At 55.1% G+C, this 18,103-nt stretch carries 19 protein-coding genes; 2 read left to right on the plus strand and 17 right to left on the minus strand.

What is annotated here, in order from left to right; translation table 11 throughout:
* Positions 1 to 98: 98 nt before the first annotated feature.
* The 17 genes from D8779_RS09875 to choX form a co-directional block, all read right to left on the minus strand.
* Complete coding sequence (locus D8779_RS09875) at positions 99 to 557, minus strand: hypothetical protein (protein ID WP_136664237.1); 459 nt, start codon at positions 555 to 557, stop codon at positions 99 to 101.
* On the minus strand, positions 554 to 1,129 hold the full coding sequence (locus D8779_RS09880; RefSeq protein ID WP_136664238.1) for a nucleotidyltransferase family protein: 576 nt from the start codon (positions 1,127 to 1,129) through the stop codon (positions 554 to 556). The genes D8779_RS09875 and D8779_RS09880 overlap by 4 nt, the downstream gene beginning before the upstream one ends.
* 47 nt (positions 1,130 to 1,176) lie before the next feature.
* Positions 1,177 to 1,482 carry a cupin domain-containing protein gene (locus D8779_RS09885; RefSeq protein WP_136664239.1) on the minus strand — a complete coding sequence of 102 codons (306 nt, stop codon included), beginning with the start codon at positions 1,480 to 1,482 and terminating at the stop codon, positions 1,177 to 1,179.
* Between the two features lie 98 nt (positions 1,483 to 1,580).
* Complete coding sequence (locus D8779_RS09890; protein WP_205895796.1) at positions 1,581 to 1,871, minus strand: putative quinol monooxygenase; 291 nt, start codon at positions 1,869 to 1,871, stop codon at positions 1,581 to 1,583.
* A gap of 695 nt (positions 1,872 to 2,566) precedes the next feature.
* Positions 2,567 to 2,956, minus strand: a complete 390-nt coding sequence (locus tag D8779_RS21055) for an MAPEG family protein (protein WP_420875599.1) — start codon at positions 2,954 to 2,956, stop codon at positions 2,567 to 2,569.
* Between the two features lie 97 nt (positions 2,957 to 3,053).
* Positions 3,054 to 3,659, minus strand: coding sequence for an HD domain-containing protein (locus tag D8779_RS09905; protein WP_136664242.1), 606 nt, complete (start codon positions 3,657 to 3,659; stop codon positions 3,054 to 3,056).
* 47 nt (positions 3,660 to 3,706) lie between these two features.
* Positions 3,707 to 4,159, minus strand: coding sequence for a DUF302 domain-containing protein (locus tag D8779_RS09910; RefSeq protein WP_136664243.1), 453 nt, complete (start codon positions 4,157 to 4,159; stop codon positions 3,707 to 3,709).
* A 157-nt stretch (positions 4,160 to 4,316) separates the two neighbouring features.
* Entirely contained in the window at positions 4,317 to 5,213 is an 897-nt protein-coding gene (locus D8779_RS09915; protein ID WP_136664244.1) for an alpha/beta fold hydrolase, read from the minus strand.
* Between the two features lie 769 nt (positions 5,214 to 5,982).
* The gene (locus D8779_RS21060) at positions 5,983 to 6,213 is read right to left on the minus strand and encodes a nitroreductase family protein (protein ID WP_136664245.1); all 231 of its coding nucleotides are present in this window, start codon (positions 6,211 to 6,213) and stop codon (positions 5,983 to 5,985) included.
* 4 nt (positions 6,214 to 6,217) lie between these two features.
* Complete coding sequence (locus D8779_RS09925) at positions 6,218 to 7,060, minus strand: methylated-DNA--[protein]-cysteine S-methyltransferase (RefSeq protein WP_136664246.1); 843 nt, start codon at positions 7,058 to 7,060, stop codon at positions 6,218 to 6,220.
* A 10-nt stretch (positions 7,061 to 7,070) separates the two neighbouring features.
* A complete protein-coding gene (locus D8779_RS09930) occupies positions 7,071 to 7,835 on the minus strand; it encodes an SDR family oxidoreductase (protein WP_136664247.1) in 765 nt (254 codons plus the stop codon).
* Between the two features lie 178 nt (positions 7,836 to 8,013).
* Positions 8,014 to 8,487: a hypothetical protein gene (locus tag D8779_RS09935; protein WP_136664248.1), complete on the minus strand. Its 474-nt coding sequence runs from the start codon at positions 8,485 to 8,487 to the stop codon at positions 8,014 to 8,016.
* A gap of 280 nt (positions 8,488 to 8,767) precedes the next feature.
* Positions 8,768 to 9,619 (minus strand): glycine betaine ABC transporter substrate-binding protein, encoded by an 852-nt coding sequence (locus D8779_RS09940; protein WP_090244152.1) that lies wholly within the window; start codon positions 9,617 to 9,619, stop codon positions 8,768 to 8,770.
* 236 nt (positions 9,620 to 9,855) lie between these two features.
* Positions 9,856 to 10,800: a choline ABC transporter substrate-binding protein gene (locus D8779_RS09945; protein ID WP_090244150.1), complete on the minus strand. Its 945-nt coding sequence runs from the start codon at positions 10,798 to 10,800 to the stop codon at positions 9,856 to 9,858.
* A gap of 30 nt (positions 10,801 to 10,830) precedes the next feature.
* Entirely contained in the window at positions 10,831 to 11,712 is an 882-nt protein-coding gene (locus tag D8779_RS09950) for an ABC transporter permease (protein WP_090244148.1), read from the minus strand.
* Positions 11,705 to 12,910 (minus strand): quaternary amine ABC transporter ATP-binding protein, encoded by a 1,206-nt coding sequence (locus D8779_RS09955; protein ID WP_136664249.1) that lies wholly within the window; start codon positions 12,908 to 12,910, stop codon positions 11,705 to 11,707. The genes D8779_RS09950 and D8779_RS09955 overlap by 8 nt, the downstream gene beginning before the upstream one ends.
* Before the next feature lie 664 nt (positions 12,911 to 13,574).
* On the minus strand, positions 13,575 to 14,513 hold the full coding sequence (gene choX, locus D8779_RS09960; protein ID WP_136664250.1) for a choline ABC transporter substrate-binding protein: 939 nt from the start codon (positions 14,511 to 14,513) through the stop codon (positions 13,575 to 13,577).
* A 615-nt stretch (positions 14,514 to 15,128) separates the two neighbouring features.
* On the opposite strand from choX, the gene D8779_RS09965 reads away from it, so the two are divergent.
* Complete coding sequence (locus tag D8779_RS09965) at positions 15,129 to 16,508, plus strand: L-serine ammonia-lyase (protein ID WP_136664251.1); 1,380 nt, start codon at positions 15,129 to 15,131, stop codon at positions 16,506 to 16,508.
* A gap of 465 nt (positions 16,509 to 16,973) precedes the next feature.
* Positions 16,974 to 18,077 (plus strand): choline metabolism transcriptional regulator GbdR, encoded by a 1,104-nt coding sequence (gene gbdR, locus D8779_RS09970; RefSeq protein ID WP_136664252.1) that lies wholly within the window; start codon positions 16,974 to 16,976, stop codon positions 18,075 to 18,077.
* Positions 18,078 to 18,103 lie beyond the last annotated feature (26 nt).

Here is an 18,103-nt window from a genome sequence, read left to right on the forward strand (position 1 = left end):
CCCTGCAAAAAAGTACGCTAGAAAAGAGGTTGTGGGTTTTGCTGCGATGTTCGGGCCAGCCTTAGGTCGGTCCATTTTTCAGTGGCGGTGGGCGAGAGTTATAAAAACGGCAGCAACGCACGACAGGACATAACGGTAGAGCAAAGGACTGCCTGATTAGCGGCAAAGCCCAGGCCGAAACCGCTTATGCCGGCTACAAAAGCGGCGGTACTGCTCTTTTGTTTTGCACGCCGACTGATAACTGCGCCAATTAAAAGGCCAATAGCTGCTCCGGGTAATGAGCATAAATGGCCGAGGCCAAGCAGATCGTTAGTGGGCGCAGGTGTCCAGTTGGCGTAGATGTACATGCTGAATGAGAGGCAGGCTGCAACAATGCCGCCAGTGATAAATAACGGTTTTGGCTTAATCAGTCGTGCAAGGGCAAAGGTGCCAAGAAGCACCAAGGTGTAATACCAAAGCCCCATAAAGAGCACGTCGCCTTTGATCAGGGTGAGTGCTGTAACTGCTGCTATAGCTATCGCCGTTGCGATGGCGTCCGTGCGAAATGTTCCGTTCATGTTTTGAACTCGTGAAGTGGCTGCTCAGTAGCGCTGATGCTGAGCCAAGGCCAGCGCTGCTGATAGGACGCGGCTTTCTCGGCAAAAAGGCTTTTGTGCGGTGTCAGCGGGTTTGGCGTCAGAGTTCCCTTATACAAAAGCTCAAGGCCGTTTGGTGCATAGACCTCGTCGGGATTAATGCCTACGCATGTTCCCGGTATCAGAAAGCGGTCGATGCCCTCTTTGGCACTGCTCAGCGCTGAATAGGAATGGCCAAAATGCGCTTCATACCAAAGGTGAACCCGCGCCTGGTTGGCGACTTCCACGGTTATGCCCAAGTCTGCCAGCACCGTTTCTACATGGCGCTGTACGGCGCTTTCAGTCGCTTCGCTCAGGTCGGCAGGGTCGAAGTAGAAGAAGTCGTAATCCTTGATCTTGCTCTCCGGCGGCTCTCCAGAAAGCACATTCCACACCGTCTGAAAAAGGCAGCCGGCGACTAGCCAGCCATCCGTGAGATTCAACGCATCCCAGCGCTCAATGATCTGTGCGTTATGGCTGTTATGCAGTACGTCGGCGCGAAACTTTGCTTGCATGGTGGCCTACACAAAAGACGGCAGATTTATTTTGGGGTTGTTATGCCTCACACAAACCAGAATTCAACCTCATCGGTCTCGACCTCAAAGAGAGCCGAGTGCTCAACATTTGCCGGTACGTGATACCACTCGCCGACGCCAACCCTGATCGTTTGGTTATTCATGCTCAGGATCAATTCGCCGCGGGTAATCACGCCATGGTTATCGGTGTCATGGCTGTGCGGCGGGATGGATGTGCCAGGGGGGTAGGAGGCAAATAGGACGGTGCTGTCTTTTGCCTCAAGCTTATAGGCGTCAAAGCGGCCGTCGAATAAGGGCAGCTGCTTGATTCTGTTTGGGTATTGACCAGGCATATGAGCTTTCTTCCTTGTAGTTCATTATGGTTTTTAATGTTTGGTTAAGGGTGTTTTAACCCGTCCCTGTGAGCGCAGTGAATGGTTTGAGTCAGTTGTTAGGCGCTGTAATAGTTGCCTTTTGGTGGTGAGCCAAAAAGACTCATAGCAGATAGCATTTCTTCTTTTGGAAAATTAGCAATTGATTGCATGTGGCACTCAATAGATTCCCATTTTTCGATGACAATAAAGCAGTTGTCAGAATCTTTCTGTTTTAATACTTCACATGAAATGCAGCCTTTAGAGTTCGAAATATAAGGAATAAGTGAGAGTAGAAAATTATATAGCTCATCTGACTTCCCGTCGGCAGATTGGAATTCATTGATTCGAGTAATTTCCATGTTTTTCATAAGACGCCTAATGTTTGGGTGAAGGTCGGCTTTATCCGGCTCCATAAAGTGAGACGAACGGTGCTAAGCAATTGTTATGTGTTGGTACGCGACTAAGTGGAACCAACAAGCTTGGCGATTACTATGCCGAGTGTCAAAAGTGAGAGAAATCCGGTCATGGATACTAAAAAAATGGTTAGGTGGGTGGCGTTATCGCGCTCAGAAATAGGTGTTCTTGGTAGTTTTCCGATAGTGATGAGGCGGCATACAGGCCAGCCTATATACCAAGAGATTTCCTCGAAGCAGAACTCCCAAATTAACCAAATGAGAGATCTGACCACAAGTCCAATGATACGTAGTAATCCCTTCAACGCACCTTCAGCTAGATCTTCCAAGTACCTTACTCCTCAAGACACATAACATTCGGGTAGGGGCGGGCCTTAGCCCGTCCCGGCGAGCGGTTTGAATCAATATGTTAGCTTACGTGAACACATTACTGATTTCGGTTTTGAGTAGTTCGTTAGCGCGGCTTTCAATGAGTGCGCCGTGTGCAGCTATAACGGCGTCAATGTCTAGCGCTAAAAGAGCTTCAAAATCAGTTTTAAGTGTTTACCCCTTTGGTGTTACGCATTTCAACCAAGGGCCTCTAGTATTTATACATTATTCGTCCTTGAATAAATTAACGATCAATCTAGGGCGCCGACTTGCATCACGTGTTAGGCAGTTTTAATCGATTGGAAGGTAAGAACTGCGACAGTCCACAGTCCGAGAGTGGCAAGGAAGTTTATTGTGAAAACTAACCCGCGCAATCGTACGTTTGTGGTGAGTATCTGTACGCAGCTGTGAGCCACCCGCCCTGCAATGAAAATCCATGCAAGCCAGGTAGCAGCGTTTAAGGCTGATGGGCTATGAATTAACAGAAGACACGCCGCATAGAAAAATACAGGCCACTCGAACTGGTTTGAAAGATTCGCACTAATGCGTGGCTCTACAGCTGCCCAAGGGTTGGTTCCATCTGGGTTTTTGTATATGCCCCACACCTTAGGGGCGCGTGCAATAGTTAATAGCACGTAGAGAAAAGAGGTGAGTGCTATATGAGCTGCCATAGGAATTATGAGTGAGTTCAATGTGTGTGGTCCTCCGTGACGACGATTTTAGATCGGCAGCCTAATGCCTAAGGTAAACATCCGCTTGGCTGATCAATTAGACAGTTGCCATCAGGTTGATGCGCGCCTGTGTTTCATTACGTTCTCTGAAGTAGCTCGTGCTGTAAATATTTGAGCGCGCCAAGAATGACTTGAGCACGCTCCTGCGCTTCATGTTGTACACGAAGCCTGGAACCCAACTGTACTCGGCACGCACTTGCCGGTCGTACTCAGCGAAGCGCTCAGGCGTCGCGCCTAGAATTGAAAGGTCGATGTCAACGAGCAGTTGTTCATCACTGCGCGTTGGCGTCACATCATGCTTAGTTGCCATGATCAGCTGCTCGACGCGCCGCTGGGTTGCCTCGCTGGCATTGCTCGTGAGGAGCGCTCGGACAGCCCAGTCGGCGCTTAGGCGCTCATTCGATTTACCGCGGACGTCGTAAATTGCATCGTGAAACCACAATGCAATTTCGACCTCTCCTGGCTGCTCCGCAAGATGCCGCGCTTGATCGAAGTGCGCGAGGCATTCGGCCAAGTGCTGCTGGGAGTGGTAATGACGCTGGGGCTCGTTGTACGCGGCAAGCAGCGCCTCGAATAGGTCGGGTTGCTGCTTCAGGCCAAGGTTGGACCACGCCTGTGGCCATGATTTCTCGAAGATGCTCATTTGAGTGGCCTGACTGTCCGGCTGAACGATTGGTTAGGCGTCACTTGTTAGGGCGCTACGGCTGCCGCAGCAAGCCCAGCCAAAGCCTTGCGAAGGCTCTCTACCACTGGGCATTTGGACACCCCGTGTCGTTGCGCCAAATACGCAGGGTCGTTGTAACCCAGCCAAACCTGCGATGACGCGTCCTCCCACACCAATGCCTTCAGTGGCAGATCGATTCCCACTGACTGTGCGCACTCCATAAATGGCGTGCCGCCTTGAGGGTTACCGAAAATAAGCACTTCGGTCGGACGCAGCGCGGTGCCGATTTTTGCGGCACCCGCAGCGTGGTCAATACGAGCAAATACGTTCAGCCCCTTGTCTTTGACGACGGCCTCGAATTTATCCATGGTTGCCTTTGCGCCGAGCGGGCTCTTGACTGCAATAAGGCCATCCGCCGCGTGGGAAACCGTGAGAGCGACAAGGAGAACTAGCGCGAGAAGATATTTGACGGACTTCATTGATGATTCCTCAGCGGTGAATAAGCGGCGATGGTATGAGGCCTAACGCTTGGTTAAGGAGCGGACTTTAGCCAATTCTAATGAAGCGAACGATTTGAACCACTTGTTAGGCTTACGAAGGCAGCGTACGCAAATGCTCAGCGGCGTTGGCATGGATTCATAAGGCTAACGACTGCACTGCTTCCGCAAAGGCATGGGGAGCCTCCTGGGGGAGGTTATGGCCAACGGAGGGGATGACTCGCCTCTCGTAGGTGGAAGTAAAAAAGGAACGGTCACATTCAGAGATGGATGGCGGCGTGACAGTATCAGCAGCCCCGTGAAGCGTTATTGTGGGTATTGAAATTGACGGGATGGTTGCGAGTTTGGCTTCCGTCACGTCGAGTAACGGATCGCCTGGAGTCAAACCGAATCGATGCCGGTAAGAGTGGATAACGACTTCCACGAAGTCTGGGTTATCAAAAGAAGCTGCGGTGCGAGCAAATGTTGCCGAATCGAAGTTCCAATTCGGAGACCAGGTATTCCATAGCTTTTCGCATAGTTCACGCCGATAGGTTGTAAGGCCGGCCCGACCGCGCTCGCCATGAAAGTAGTACTGATACCAATACTGACTTTCGGTCTCCGGGGGCAGAGGCTCCCCAGATTTGGCAATGTTCTGAATGCTGTAACCATCCGAAACTAGACCCTTAACCCTCTCAGGCCAGAGCGCCGATGCAATACAGGCTATCCGCCCACCCCAATCGAACCCAGCAAGAACAGCAGAGGAAATACCGACTGCATTCATCAATGCGATGAGGTCGTGGGCGAGGGCCGCCTGTTGCCCCGATCTGGGCGTTTCTGGGTTCAAAAATCGAGTGTCTCCAAAGCCTCTAAGGTACGGAGTGATGACCCGGCAACCCTTGGCTACCAAAAGGGAGGTGGTCTCGTCGAATGCATGAACGTCGTACGGAAACCCATGAAGCAGCAGAACAGGTTTGCCGCTGGGTGACCCACTCTCTAAGTAGGCTACTTTGAGAACACCCGCCTCTACCGCCTTCAACTCGAATTGCGCGTTCATCATTTCTCCAGTAGGAGTACGTAATGCCTAGCGTTTGGTTAAGGGGCGGGCTTTAGCCCTTCCCAGTGAGCGCAGCGAACGATTTGAACCACTTGTTAGGCATGTAGCCACTCGCCAATGGCTGTTGACAGAAATGGCTCAACAACCCTCGTTACATAAATATATAAAGCTATTTTGCAGCATAAGATAAGCCACCCTGCAAAAGGGTAACGGCTTCTTGCTTGCCAGCGGTCTAGTGCTTCGGGGGTTGCACTTACAAGTAGCCAGATAGTCGGGAAAACAACAAAAGTCGAAGTAATAAAACTTTCAATGGTGGCTGGCTTGACGACAAACATAGCCAATAGAAAGCAGCCCAAAATAATCCACATACTCGTATAACTGCGTTTAGTAAATGGTATGTCGAGTGGTAGCTTCTTCACAGTAGAGGCCTAACGCAGAGCTTTGCGGCAATTTTGTAGCCGCGAAGCGGTGGAGAAATTGTCCGGCAAGAGCGACTTGTTATCCGGCTGAGCCATCAAATAGATTCCATCACTTGATTGTGCTTTTGGACATTCGCAGCGGCTTTACCCCAATCGGACGACTTGAAATAGTTGGGATCAGAAATGTTCATCTGACCCCGTTTTCTGTTTCAACCATGATTGATCGCCAATCCCTAGCTCTTGCACTACCCCTCCCAGAACACGGCCGCCTATTAGCTTTAAGGTATGGCTATCAGCGTGATACTCATAGGTACCCGGCTCAAGTTGCGCTACCCCCTGCAGCAACATCCTCAGGTGCAGGGGTATAACGCACCGGCTGAAGGAGTTGCTCTTTTCTGGTCTGGCCCTGTTACTCCTTGGGCCGACCAAATCAATTGAGACACAGCACTTATAGGTAGCGGTGCATTCGTGAAGTCCCTCACACTGCGCCGAGCCTCAATACAGTTAACCAACGACTCAGGGTCTTTAAGTTCTGGGACAGGTAGCTGTAAGATCATGCGCTTACCCCCTATGCATAACATTTATTTATAGTGCAACCGGCTCATCACGCATTCTTTCCCAGGTTTGCACCAAAAACTTCTTGGTTGGTCCCCAGCGGTAACCCCCCAGCGCGCCACTCTGCTGAATAACCCGGTGGCAGGGAATTAGTAAAGCAACTGGATTTGCTCCAATGGCATTACCAACTGCTCTTGCAGATTTGGGGGCGCCGATTGATTTGGCAACTTCGGCATAGCTGGCCACAGCGCCCGTTGGTATTTTCAGCAGCGCGCGCCACACAGCGATTTGAAAATTGGTTCCTGCCACATGGAGCGATAGCGGACCATGCTTAGAAGCTGTGCCACTGCAAAAAAAGGCATCAATAGCATGGCGCGTAGATGCCAGGCTTTCTCTGATCGAACTGAGCGGCCAAGCGTTATGCAGGTTATATAGCAACTCTTCCATGCTGTTGAATTCCATGAACTCTGCCCGGCAAACACCACGCTGGGTTACCGCAACAAACATAGGTCCCAGCGGAGTAGCGTGTACACCGTACTCGATATGAACCTGCTTACCTCGACTTTTATACTCGCCTGGTGTGACAGCCTCCAGTTGCACAAAGTGATCATGCAACCTTGAACTGCCGCTTAACCCAAGCTCATGTGAGACATCAAGCAAGGAACGAGAATTCTCCAGCAGCACTTTGCCCCGTTCCAATGTCAGGACCTGTAAAAAGCGCTTCGGCGTAGTACCCGCCCACCTACAAAACAGCCTTTGAAAGTGATACGGACTCAGATGCACGTGGGCGGCTATCTCTTCAAGGCTGGGCTGATCAGTTGCCCGATCAACCAAATAGGCCATAGCGCTTGCGATTCGGTCATAGTCTGACATGGCGCGCCTCTCAGACACGATTTATGGATACACCGCCATCTACCAACATCGCAGAACCAGTTGTGAAACTGGAGGCATCGGATGCTAAGTACAGTGCGGATTGAGCAATTTCATCTGGTGTTGCCATACGCTTGAGAGCATGCAGGTTATGCACAAACGCCAATGCTTCTGGCGTATTGGCAAATTCACGTCCCGCTGGTGTATCAGTACCACCGGGTAGAAGGGCATTGACCCGGATATTCTGAGGCCCATGCTCTGACGCAAGCACTTGAGTCAACCCAATAAGACCCGCCTTACTGGCTGCGTAGGCAGCCATGCCTGGCATACCCACGGTGTAACCAACGAAGGTAGAGGTGAAAATTAACGAACCTCCTTTTCGGGCAGCCATGGCGGGCAGCTGGTACTTTGCGCCCAAAAATGCGCTGGTTAAGTTGGTCGCAATAACTTGATTCCAGTCCGTTTGCGACATCTCTGGGACAGGGCCCATAGCACCCAGGATAGCCGCATTGTTGAAAGCGATATCCAATCCGCCAAAGTGACTTACCGCCTTATCTACCAAAGCTTTGGCAAAAGTTTCTTCGCCAACATCACCGGCTAGTGCCAGTGCCTGCCCGCCTTCCCTGTTGATTAAGTCTACAAGGTCATCAAGCTCCTTCTGTCGCCTTGCAGCCACCACGACGGCAGCACCTTCTCTCGCAAAAAGCTTCGCGGCTGCGAAGCCAATCCCGGTGCTGGCGCCGGTAACAATAGCGACTTTGTTGGCAAGTATGGTCATCAATAATTTCTCCTAGCTCTGCTCACTATAAAAGGGCATATGCCCGAACAGAGGCAATATTAGGAGGACAAACGACTGCTGCCGACCCGAATCTTGCTGTACTTCAATTGCGCTATAACGTTTGGTTAAGGGGCGGGCTTTAGCCCGCTCCAGTGAAGCGAACGAGTTGAACCATTTGCTAGGGTCGGTTACGAATTTCTCTCAGGCCGAATAAGCCATCAAGTGCTTCTTCAAGCTTCCATTTGTATGAGAAAACACTGCCGCCCTTTAAGTCAATTGTATCGAACTGCCCTTCTTTATAGTTCCAATAACTATAGGATACTAGCTCTCCGCTCTTGAATAACTCTAGGTCTATCTCGGGCATATCAAATCCAGCGGATGAAACGCTATGCCTGCCGCTGTACTTCAAAACGAAGCTCTGATTGCAATGCGCTTGTATGTTTACAAGCGTTGGTGAAATATTTCTTCTCTGTAATGCTTTTATAAGCTCAGTGGCAAATGTTTCTTCGCGTACTCGATTATTCTTAACCACGCACACTTCTGATGGCGGCTCTCCCTCATGAGATTTTCCATTCCCACGGGGACCTGCGCACCCACCTATGAAGCTTGAAATAATAATTAGCGTTAATAGTTGGTGCGTGGGTTTGAACATGTTGTTTCCCTAATTATTTATTATGCGACAAGGCAATGTCGCTTTTATCTTTCGCATAGCGTCACTCTATCTGCGGCAGCCCTTCAGTTTTCTGTTCTTTATGTCGTCAGTCGCTTTAGCAAAGTCAGACTTAGGCGGCAGTCATACTTCGTCACCGAAGCACCATCGCACAACCCTATCTACGGGCCTATCTCAGTGTCCAGAGCATTCTTGCTGGCCGTTTTGCGCCCACAAAAAAGCGGGCCTAGGCCCGCTTCTATTAGTGAGGTGAAGTCTGGGCTTATTTAAGCCACTCGGCGACGCGCTCTGGGTTTTTGCTGATCCAGTCTTTGGCGGCTTCTTCCGGCTTGGCGCCATCGCGGATGGCGAGCATGACCGAACCCACTTCTTCACCGCTCCAGGAGAACTTCTTCAGGAAGGCAGCAGCTTCTGGGGCTTTGGTATTGATGATTGGGTTGGCCACGGTGTCGACATGCTCGTCATCGCCGAAGACTTTTTTCGGGTCTTCGAGGAAGCGCAGTTTCCACTTGGCGAACATCCAGTGTGGGATCCAGCCGGTGACGACAATCGCTTCCTTGTTCTTTTCGGCGCGGGTCAGGGCGGTGGCCATGCCTGGGCCGGAGCTTGGCATCAGTTTGATGTCGGTGAGGGCGTATTCCTTAATGGCTTCTTCTGCGCGGCGCATAACGCCGGCGCCGGCGTCGATGCCGGTGATTTTGCCGTCGAATTCTTTGCTGTAGGTGTTGAGGTCGGCAATGCTTTTGGCCGCGACGTAGTCGGGCACGATCAGGCCGATTTTGGCGCCGGCGTAGTTGGTGCCGAGCACTTCGACTTTGTCTTTGAGTTTTTCAAAGTATTCGCCGTGCGTCGCGGGCAGCCAGGCGGAGAGGGTGGCGTCGAGGTCGCCACGGGCTACGCCTTGCCACATGATGGCGGGTTCTACCGCTTTCAGCTCGACGGTGTAGCCAAGCTTGCTCTGGAGGATTTCACCGGCGACATGGGTGGCGGCGACGCTGTCGTCCCAGCCATTTACATAGCCGATTTTTAGGGTGGGTTTTTCGGCGGCAAGGGCGGTGCCCATGCCGAGTGCCAGGGCGGCAAGGCCGAGGCTAAGGGTCTTAAGTGTGCGCATTGGATGCTCCGTCAGTTGAGTGGCAGTTCAAATGGTGTTCTGGCTCGTTCTGATTGCGGGCCTAGCAGGCGTATTCAGCGTGTTTACGCAGGTACACCTTTGCGATGGCCGACAGGCGCTTGTAGATCGTCGGTTCGCGGGCAAAAACTCCCCGTCACGGCTGCCGAAGCGGCCGCTGAGATCGTGCGGGAAGTGTTTTCAGCCCCATCCTGGGATGGGGCTAAAAGGGCTAGGGCTTAGAGGCCCAGGTGTTTTTTCACAGCGGCAATGCCGTCTTTGCCGTCATAGGTGGTCACACCGGCCAGCCACTGATCAAGAATGGCGGGGTTGGCTTTGATCCACTCGGCCGCGACGGTGGTGGGGTCCTGTTTTTCCAGAACCTTTTCCATCAACTGGCTTTCAATGGCGACGGTGAACTGCAGGTTGTTCAGCAGTTTGCCGACGTTGGCGCAGCGCGCTTCGTAATCGGGTGGCACGACGGTGAAGACCTTGGCGGCGCCGAAGTCTGGGCCGAAGACGTCATCGCCACCTTCAAGGTAAGTGATGTCGTACTGCGTGTTCATTGGATGCGGCGCCCAGCCGAGGAATACCGCTGGCTCGTTCTTACGCACCGCACGCTGCAGCTGCACCAGCATGCCGGCTTCGCTGGATTCGACCATGCGGAAGTCGCCGAGGCCGAACTGGTTGCTCTTGATCATGCCTTCGATCAGCAGGTTGCCGTCGTTGCCGGGCTCGATGCCGAAGATTTTGCCGTTGAGCTGGTCTTTGAACTTGGCGATGTCGGCAAAGCTTTTCAGCCCAGCTTCGGCTGCGTAGGTCGGCACGGCCAGGGTGTACTTGGCTCCTTCCAGGTTGGCCTTGGGCAGTACCTTGACGCCGTCGTCTTTCAGGAACGGTTCAATTACGGCGTCCATCGACGGCGCCCAGTAACCGAGGAATACGTCGATCTGACCTTTCTGCACGCCGGTAAAGGCGATTGGCACTGAGGCCATGATTTTGCGGGTCTGGTAGCCCAGGCCTTCGCTGAGGGTCATAGCGACGCCGGTGGTGGCGGCGATGTCGGCCCAGCCGATTTCGGCAAAGCGCACCATCTTGCAGCTTTCTGGCTCTTGCGCCCAAGCGCTCTGGAGCATGGCGGCGGAGAGCAGGCCTACGCCTGCGAGCTGTTTAATCGTCTTCATCTGCGATTCCCTGTGATGGTTAAATTTAGATTACTGGCGTTGCAGCTTGCTGTTGACCCAGCTGAATAGGCTGCTGCGGTTGGCCGTTTGCGGCGTGCCGAAGCTTTCAGTGATGCGGTCAAGAATGATCGCCAGCAACACCACGGCCATGCCACTTTCGAAGCCCAGGCCGATGTCCAGACGCTGGATGCTGGCCAGTACGTCGTTACCCAGGCCACCCGCGCCGACCATCGAGGCGATGATCACCATCGACAGCGCCATCATGATGGTCTGGTTGACCCCGGCCATGATTGACGGCATGGCGTTGGGCAGCTGGACCTTGAACAATAGCTGACGCGGGGTGCAGCCGAAGGACTGGCCGGCTTCGATGATTTCTTTGTTGACCTGGCGGATGCCCAGGTTGGTCAGGCGTACCGCCGGCGGCATGGCGAAGATCACCGTGGCGATAATCCCCGGCACACGGCCGAGGCCGAACAGCATGGCGGCGGGGATCAGATAAACGAACGCCGGCATGGTCTGCATAAAGTCGAGGATCGGCCGAATGATGGTCGCCACGCGCTCGCTGCGCGCCGCCCAGATCCCGAGCGGTATGCCCAGTAGCAGGCTGATTAACGTGGCGGAGAAGGTCAGCCCGAGGGTGACCACCGTTTGCTCCCAGAAGCCGGTGAGCACGATCAGCACGAAGGCCACGGCGGTGAAGATGGCGAACTTGTAGCCAATCCGCCACAGGCCTAGGCCGACGAAGATGGCGATCAGCAGCCAGGCGGGTGGCAGCATCAGCACCCATTCAATGCCTTCGGAGAAGCCATTGACCACCGCACCAACGCTGTCGAAGCCATCGCTGTAGTTGTCCAGCAGGTGCTGCACGATGTCATTAACCCAGCTGCCTAGGTCGAGTTTTTTCTCACTCATGGGACTCTCCCTGCAGGCGCGTCAGCAGGCGACCCTTGCTGATGGCGCCGCTGTAGTGGCCATGTTCATCAATCACCGGAATCGGCCCTTCGTTGTCCACCAGGCGTTCGATCACCTGATCCAGCGGGGTGTCTTCGGAGAGAGGGCTGATCTGTTTCAACACGTCGCCATCGAGGCCGCAGCTGCTGCCGCCTTCGACCAGCAGGGCAATTTTTTCCAGGCTGATGGAGCCCTGGAAGTTGTTGTGCTCGTCGACGATAAAGGCGTAGTGCTTGTCCATGTCCTGCAGCTCTTGGCAGACCGTTTGTGCATCCGGCGCTTTGCCGTTGTGCACATAGATCGGCACGCTGTCGGCCATCAACTGACCGGCCGTGAGGTAGCGGTTGGTGTCGACGGTGTTGAAGAAGTTGCGCACGTAGTCATTGGCGGGGTTGTCGATCAGCTCCTGCGGGGTGCCGATCTGCACCAGCTTGCCGCCTTCCATGATGCCGATGCGGGTACCGATGCGCATGGCTTCTTCGATGTCGTGAGAGACGAAGATGATGGTGCGGCGGTCGGTCTTCTGCAGCTCCAGCAGCACGTCTTGCATCTCGCGGCGCTTGAGCGGGTCGAGGGCAGAGAATGCCTCGTCCATGATGATCATCGACGGGTCCACCGCCAGGGCGCGGGCCAGGCCGACGCGCTGCTGCATGCCGCCAGACAACTCGTGCGGCATCTTGTGCGCAAAGGTGTCCAGGCCAACCTGCTTGAGCACGCGCATGGCGCGCTCTTCACGTACCTTTTTACTCTTGCCGGCCACTTCGAGGCCGAAGGCGGCGTTGTCCAGCACACTGCGCGAAGGCATCAGTGCGAAGGACTGGAAGACCATGCTCATGTCGCGGCGGCGCAGGTCGATGAGTTCCGCCTTGGGCATCTTGGCGACGTTTTGCCCGTCGATGTAGACGTTGCCATCGCTGGGCTCAACCAAGCGGTTGATCAAGCGGATCAGGGTCGACTTGCCGGAGCCGGAGAGGCCCATCAGCACAAAAATCTCACCTTCTTCGACGCTAAATGACACGTCGCTAACGCCAATAACGGCGCCTTTTTCCGCAAGAATTCGTTCCTTGCTCCAGCCCTGTTTAAGCAGCTCAATGGCTTCTTGTGGCTGCGGGCCGAATACCTTGTAGAGGTTTTCGACGACGATTTTTCCAGACTGCATGGGATGATTCCCCTTCAGTAGACATCTAGATCAGTGCTGCGGAACCGGGCGAGCGCCAGCTGGCGTTCGTGCGGTGATGCCGACTGTTCTTGCCTGTGTGTGTTTGCTGGGTTGCGAGGTTGGGAGCGTGTTTTGCTGCGCAACAGATCAGGAGCATCCGAGCACAACCACTGCGACGCTCCAGTTGCCTTGTGGGCAATGGACGTAACGAAGGTGAGCTGATGGGTAAACCTTACTGTGTCGTGCTGCAAACCGTGTTCCATACCCTCTGGCAGTGTTACGAAGCCCAATCCTTGGGTTTTACACACCTCGACCCGAGGTGCGCGTACATCCGAAATTTCTTGTTGGGCTGGCACCCATCAATGAGGAGCCAGCGCTTATATATTCTTCGGTCCGGGGCTGTGGGCTCCCGGTCTCTGCCTCCCCTGAGAGGTCAGAGCGACGAAATCGGCTGACTCAACGATATAGTCTTCAAATTGCCGCAATTGTCGGTTTACGACTCTGACGTGTTACGCGGCGACATACCGTTTGCTAAAAAAACCATAACAGACTTTTCACCTCTGTTGCCAAGGCTGCAAGCCGCGCCGGCCGTGGTTTGCAGCTTTTTAAGTGGCCGCAGCCATTGTGGTTAGGGGGCTGCGTGGTGTTCGAAAAAAATGACAAATTAATTTCCGCTTGACAGGTTTTCGGCGGTTTTTATTGATTGACCGTTCAGTCTTGTTACGCCCAGCAGCCAGGAAGCATGTATTTGCGGGTTAGCTTTTAGCCAGGCTTTGGCTTCGCGGCGTGGGTTGGTGTTTTTATTAAGAATCGCCCCCATCAGGTAGCTTTCCATCTCCAAACTGAAGCGCAAGTTCTGCAGCAGGCGGGTGACATTCGGGCATTCTTTGGCCAGGCCGGCACGGATGTTGGTGTACACCGTGGCGCCGCCGTAGTTGGGGCCGAAGAACTCATCGCCGCCATCGAGGTAGTGCATCTGCAACTGGTTGTTCATCGGGTGCGGCGCCCAACCGAGAAACACCACCCATTGTTTGAGGTGCTCGGCCCGTTTGACCTGGGCCAGCATGCCGTTCTCGCTGGACTCCACCAAGGTGAAGTCAGACAAGCCGAAAGCATTCTTGTCAATCATCTGCTGGATCAGCTTGTTGCCATCGTTGCCTGGCTCGATGCCATACAGCTTGCCGCCTAACTCCTTGCTGAAGCGTGCGAGATCGGCGAAGTTCTTCACGCCGCCGTCATAGGCCGCCTGGTTGACCGCGAGGGTATATTTGGCCCCCTCAAGGTTGGCGCCGAGGGTCTTCACTGAGCCGTTGGCGGCATAGGGCTTGATGTCGTTTTCCATGCTCGGCATCCAGTTGCCGAGGAATGCATCGATCTTGCCGTCCTGCATGGCTTTGTAGGTGTCTGGCACGGACAGGCGTTTTACCTGGGAGCGGTAGCCCAGCTCGCTAAGCACCTGGCGGGTGACTGCGGTGGTCACGGTGATGTCGGTCCAGCCCACATCGGCGAAGCGAATCACATCGCAGCTAGCCGGTTCTGCGGCCTGGGCCAGCAGTGGCAGATTCAGGGCAGCCATTAACAGCCAGCAGGTATTCCGTTTCATCCAACCTCTCCCAGTAGCGGTAACAAGGTGCGCCTGCGCAGGGGCGCTATCCGGCCATGGGTGGCAAGGGCAGAACAGCGGCTGACCGATCCATGGGCGCGGCGATCATGCCGACAGATTTCCTCTGCTGCCTATGCGTGGGGTCGCAACTAGAACGTTGCTGTCGTGAATTGCTGCTGCAGCGCTTGAAAGTGTGAACCCGTAGCCCGGATAAAATCCGCGGGAATGGCGCTGTGCCAATGCCGTGTGTCGTCTGCTTTTGTAGGGAGGGTCGGGCCGCGCAGGTTAGCAGCGTTGGAGTAGGTACGGCGGCGCCACGCAACCTGGACGCCGCGTAACCCACCATCGACGCAATGCGTTCTATCGTCTGGTGGGTTACGCGCCGCGCCACTATCGCACTTGGATTGTCGAGCAGTATTCGGCGCCGCTAACCCACCCTACAAAAAACTGCGTACGACATGTGATTGGTACATGGTCTTGGAAACCCCGCACCGCCCATCCGCTGTGTGGACGGGGCGCTGGCGGCTTTAGGCATGGGCGGGTCGGTGTGGGACGGCGACGCGGTGGCTAAATCCTGATCATGGCCTGCATGGTGCAACCGTGCAGGAGAGAGTCGTGGCTATCAGCGTGTTTGACTTGTTCAAGATCGGCATTGGGCCGTCCAGTTCGCATACCGTCGGGCCTATGCGCGCCGCTGCCTTGTTCAGCGGTGCGCTGGTCGAGCGGCGTTTGCTGGAGCGCACCGCCCGTGTGTTGGTGCGCCTGTACGGTTCGTTGTCGGCCACGGGCGTAGGCCATGGCAGCGACCGCGCGGTGGTCATGGGCTTGATGGGCGAGTGGCCAGATCAGGTCGATCCGAGCAGCATCGAGCCGCGTATCGCTGAATTATTGGCCAGTGGTCAGCTGCCGCTCGATGGGCGGGTCAACATCGCCTTCGACTGGTCGCGCGACATGCTGCTGCTGGAGGAAAACCTGCCCTATCACCCCAACGCCATGACCCTCAGCGCGTTTGCCAGTGATGGCAGCCTACTGCACGAAAACACCTATTACTCAGTGGGTGGCGGTTTTGTGGTGGATGCTGAGCAGGCCGCCAGCGGCCAATTGGACCTGGATCACAGCGTGCTGCCCTACGATTTCAGCAGCGCCGCACAGCTGTTGAGCCTGTGCAAGGAGCATGGCCTGCGCGTTTCTGAGTTGATGATGGCCAATGAGAAGGCCTGGCGCAGTGAGGCGGAAATCCGCAGCGGCTTGATGCGCTTGTGGCAAGCCATGCGTGAGTGTGTGGAGCAAGGCCTCAAGCACGAAGGCATTCTACCGGGCGGGCTGAATGTGAAGCGCCGCGCTGCCAAATTGCACCGCAGCCTGCAGGAAATGAGCAAACCCAATGTGATTGGCTCGACCCTCAGTGGCATGGAGTGGGTCAACCTGTTTGCCCTGGCGGTAAACGAAGAAAACGCCGCAGGTGGACGCATGGTCACCGCGCCCACCAATGGCGCGGCGGGCATCATCCCGGCGGTGCTGCATTACTTTGTGCGCTTCAGTCCGGCCGTTACCGAGGCCGATGTGGTGGATTACCTGCTGGCCGCTGCGGCCATCGGCATTCTGTGCAAGAAGAATGCATCCATCTCCGGGGCCGAAGTTGGCTGTCAGGGTGAGGTCGGTTCGGCCTGCGCCATGGCGGCGGCAGGGCTGGCAGAGATTCTTGGGGCCACACCGGGGCAGGTGGAAAACGCCGCCGAGATTGGCCTGGAACACAATCTTGGGCTGACGTGCGACCCGGTCGGCGGGCTGGTGCAGGTGCCGTGCATCGAACGCAACGCGATTGCGGCCGTGAAGGCGATCAACGCCGCGCAAATGGCCTTGCGGGGCGATGGTGAACATTTTATTTCGCTGGATCGGGTGATCCGTACCATGCGTGACACCGGTGCCGACATGCACGACAAGTACAAGGAAACCTCGCGTGGAGGTTTGGCGGTTAGTGCAGTCGAGTGCTGAGACGATTCACGATAGGTTGCGTATCAATCCTGCTGTGTTGGACGCAGGTTTGGCGTGGCCAATTCGGGTGCGTAGCGAGTGCTGTGCACGATTGCGGTGCAGCCGTGTTAGGTGCGCTGAAAAGGGCGGTGCAACGCCGCTGAGCACGACCTGACCGTTGGTCCGTTACCCTGCTTTTTTACCCTGCGTAGCGGGGTGACAAAGCCCGCGTCAGACAGTGCTACCGAAATGCTCAAACGCCCGTCAAACGGGCGTTTACGGTCGCAATCAGAATGCTCCTGTCGCTCCTGCCAACGCCTAGTGGCACTAGTCGCTATGTTTTTAATTGAACGCCCAATCAATTTAGGCACGGCCTTTGCGTTGTGCTAAGCGTCGATCTGGCGTTGTGCAGTCCCAGAACCATAAGAAGAGCCGCCCAAAGAGGGGGCTCACTACCGTGTTTTGCTTCGCGTGAGGGTTTACCTGATGTCACAGTTCACTCAAGGGGCACAACCCCAGAGCCGTGCTCCGCAATCCATAGGCTTTCTGCTGCTCGACAACTTCACCCTGATTTCCCTGGCGTCAGCGGTCGAGCCGCTGCGCATGGCCAATCAGTTGTCCGGCAAAGAGCTTTATCGTTGGCACACCCTCACGCAGAGCGGCCTGCCGGTATATGCCAGTGATGGCCTGCAGATTACTCCAGATGCCAGCTTGGCCAATTCGCCACGCTTGGATTCAGTGATTGTGTGCGGCGGTGTGGATATTCAGCACAGCGTCACCCGCGAACACGTGCAGTGGCTGCAAAGCCAGGCGCGTCATGGTGCGCAGCTGGGTGCGGTGTGTACTGGCAGCTGGGCGCTGGCTAAGGCTGGGTTGCTTGATGCCCATGATTGCAGTGTGCATTGGGAGTTTTTGGCCGCCATGCAGGAAGCATTTCCGCGTACGGCCGTGACCACTCGCTTGTTCTCCATCGACCGCAACCGCTACACCAGCTCCGGCGGCACGGCGCCGATGGACATGATGCTGCACGTGATTGGCCGTGAGCATGGTCGCGAACTGGCGGCGGCGATTTCCGAGATGTTTATCTACGAGCGCATTCGCAACGAACAAGATCACCAACGCGTGCCGCTCAAGCACATGCTCGGCACCAATCAGCCGAAGCTGCAGGAAATCGTCGCGCTGATGGAAGCCAACCTGGAAGAGCCCATCGACCTCGATCAGCTGGCGCTGTATGTCGATGTCTCGCGGCGCCAGCTGGAGCGATTGTTCCAAAAATACCTGCACTGCTCGCCGTCGCGCTATTACCTCAAGCTGCGCCTGATTCGTGCCCGCCAGTTGCTTAAGCAAACCAGCATGTCGATTATCGAAGTGGCCTCGGTCTGTGGCTTCGTTTCCACGCCGCATTTCTCCAAGTGCTACCGCGAATATTTCGGCATCCCGCCGCGCGACGAGCGTGCCGGTCAACACAGCGGTAACGTGGTGGCGCTGCTGCCTATGCCGGAAGACCTGATGCGTCCTTCGCCATCCTCGGCCATGGCAGCGCTGACGCGGGCGCAGGGGGAGTCGACCTTCGCCAGCGTCAGGCTCTAAGCCGCGCTGAATACCCTGTAGGAGCG

It is taken from the genome of Pseudomonas leptonychotis (assembly GCF_004920405.1).
GTDB lineage: Bacteria > Pseudomonadota > Gammaproteobacteria > Pseudomonadales > Pseudomonadaceae > Aquipseudomonas > Aquipseudomonas leptonychotis.

What these genes read in the sequence shown, in the direction of transcription:
- D8779_RS09915 (WP_136664244.1), bottom strand. Translation starts at nt 5,213, where the DNA reads ATGAACGCGCAATTCGAGTTGAAGGCGGTAGAGGCGGGTGTTCTCAAA.
- D8779_RS09935 (WP_136664248.1), bottom strand. Translation starts at nt 8,487, where the DNA reads ATGTTCAAACCCACGCACCAACTATTAACGCTAATTATTATTTCAAGC.
- D8779_RS09905 (WP_136664242.1), bottom strand. Translation starts at nt 3,659, where the DNA reads ATGAGCATCTTCGAGAAATCATGGCCACAGGCGTGGTCCAACCTTGGC.
- D8779_RS09875 (WP_136664237.1), bottom strand. Translation starts at nt 557, where the DNA reads ATGAACGGAACATTTCGCACGGACGCCATCGCAACGGCGATAGCTATA.
- gbdR (WP_136664252.1), top strand. Translation starts at nt 16,974, where the DNA reads ATGTCACAGTTCACTCAAGGGGCACAACCCCAGAGCCGTGCTCCGCAA.
- D8779_RS09910 (WP_136664243.1), bottom strand. Translation starts at nt 4,159, where the DNA reads ATGAAGTCCGTCAAATATCTTCTCGCGCTAGTTCTCCTTGTCGCTCTC.
- D8779_RS09940 (WP_090244152.1), bottom strand. Translation starts at nt 9,619, where the DNA reads ATGCGCACACTTAAGACCCTTAGCCTCGGCCTTGCCGCCCTGGCACTC.
- D8779_RS09945 (WP_090244150.1), bottom strand. Translation starts at nt 10,800, where the DNA reads ATGAAGACGATTAAACAGCTCGCAGGCGTAGGCCTGCTCTCCGCCGCC.
- choX (WP_136664250.1), bottom strand. Translation starts at nt 14,513, where the DNA reads ATGAAACGGAATACCTGCTGGCTGTTAATGGCTGCCCTGAATCTGCCA.
- D8779_RS09950 (WP_090244148.1), bottom strand. Translation starts at nt 11,712, where the DNA reads ATGAGTGAGAAAAAACTCGACCTAGGCAGCTGGGTTAATGACATCGTG.
- D8779_RS21060 (WP_136664245.1), bottom strand. Translation starts at nt 6,213, where the DNA reads ATGTTATGCATAGGGGGTAAGCGCATGATCTTACAGCTACCTGTCCCA.
- D8779_RS09885 (WP_136664239.1), bottom strand. Translation starts at nt 1,482, where the DNA reads ATGCCTGGTCAATACCCAAACAGAATCAAGCAGCTGCCCTTATTCGAC.
- D8779_RS09880 (WP_136664238.1), bottom strand. Translation starts at nt 1,129, where the DNA reads ATGCAAGCAAAGTTTCGCGCCGACGTACTGCATAACAGCCATAACGCA.
- D8779_RS09930 (WP_136664247.1), bottom strand. Translation starts at nt 7,835, where the DNA reads ATGACCATACTTGCCAACAAAGTCGCTATTGTTACCGGCGCCAGCACC.
- D8779_RS09890 (WP_205895796.1), bottom strand. Translation starts at nt 1,871, where the DNA reads ATGAAAAACATGGAAATTACTCGAATCAATGAATTCCAATCTGCCGAC.
- D8779_RS09925 (WP_136664246.1), bottom strand. Translation starts at nt 7,060, where the DNA reads ATGTCAGACTATGACCGAATCGCAAGCGCTATGGCCTATTTGGTTGAT.
- D8779_RS09955 (WP_136664249.1), bottom strand. Translation starts at nt 12,910, where the DNA reads ATGCAGTCTGGAAAAATCGTCGTCGAAAACCTCTACAAGGTATTCGGC.
- D8779_RS21055 (WP_420875599.1), bottom strand. Translation starts at nt 2,956, where the DNA reads ATGGCAGCTCATATAGCACTCACCTCTTTTCTCTACGTGCTATTAACT.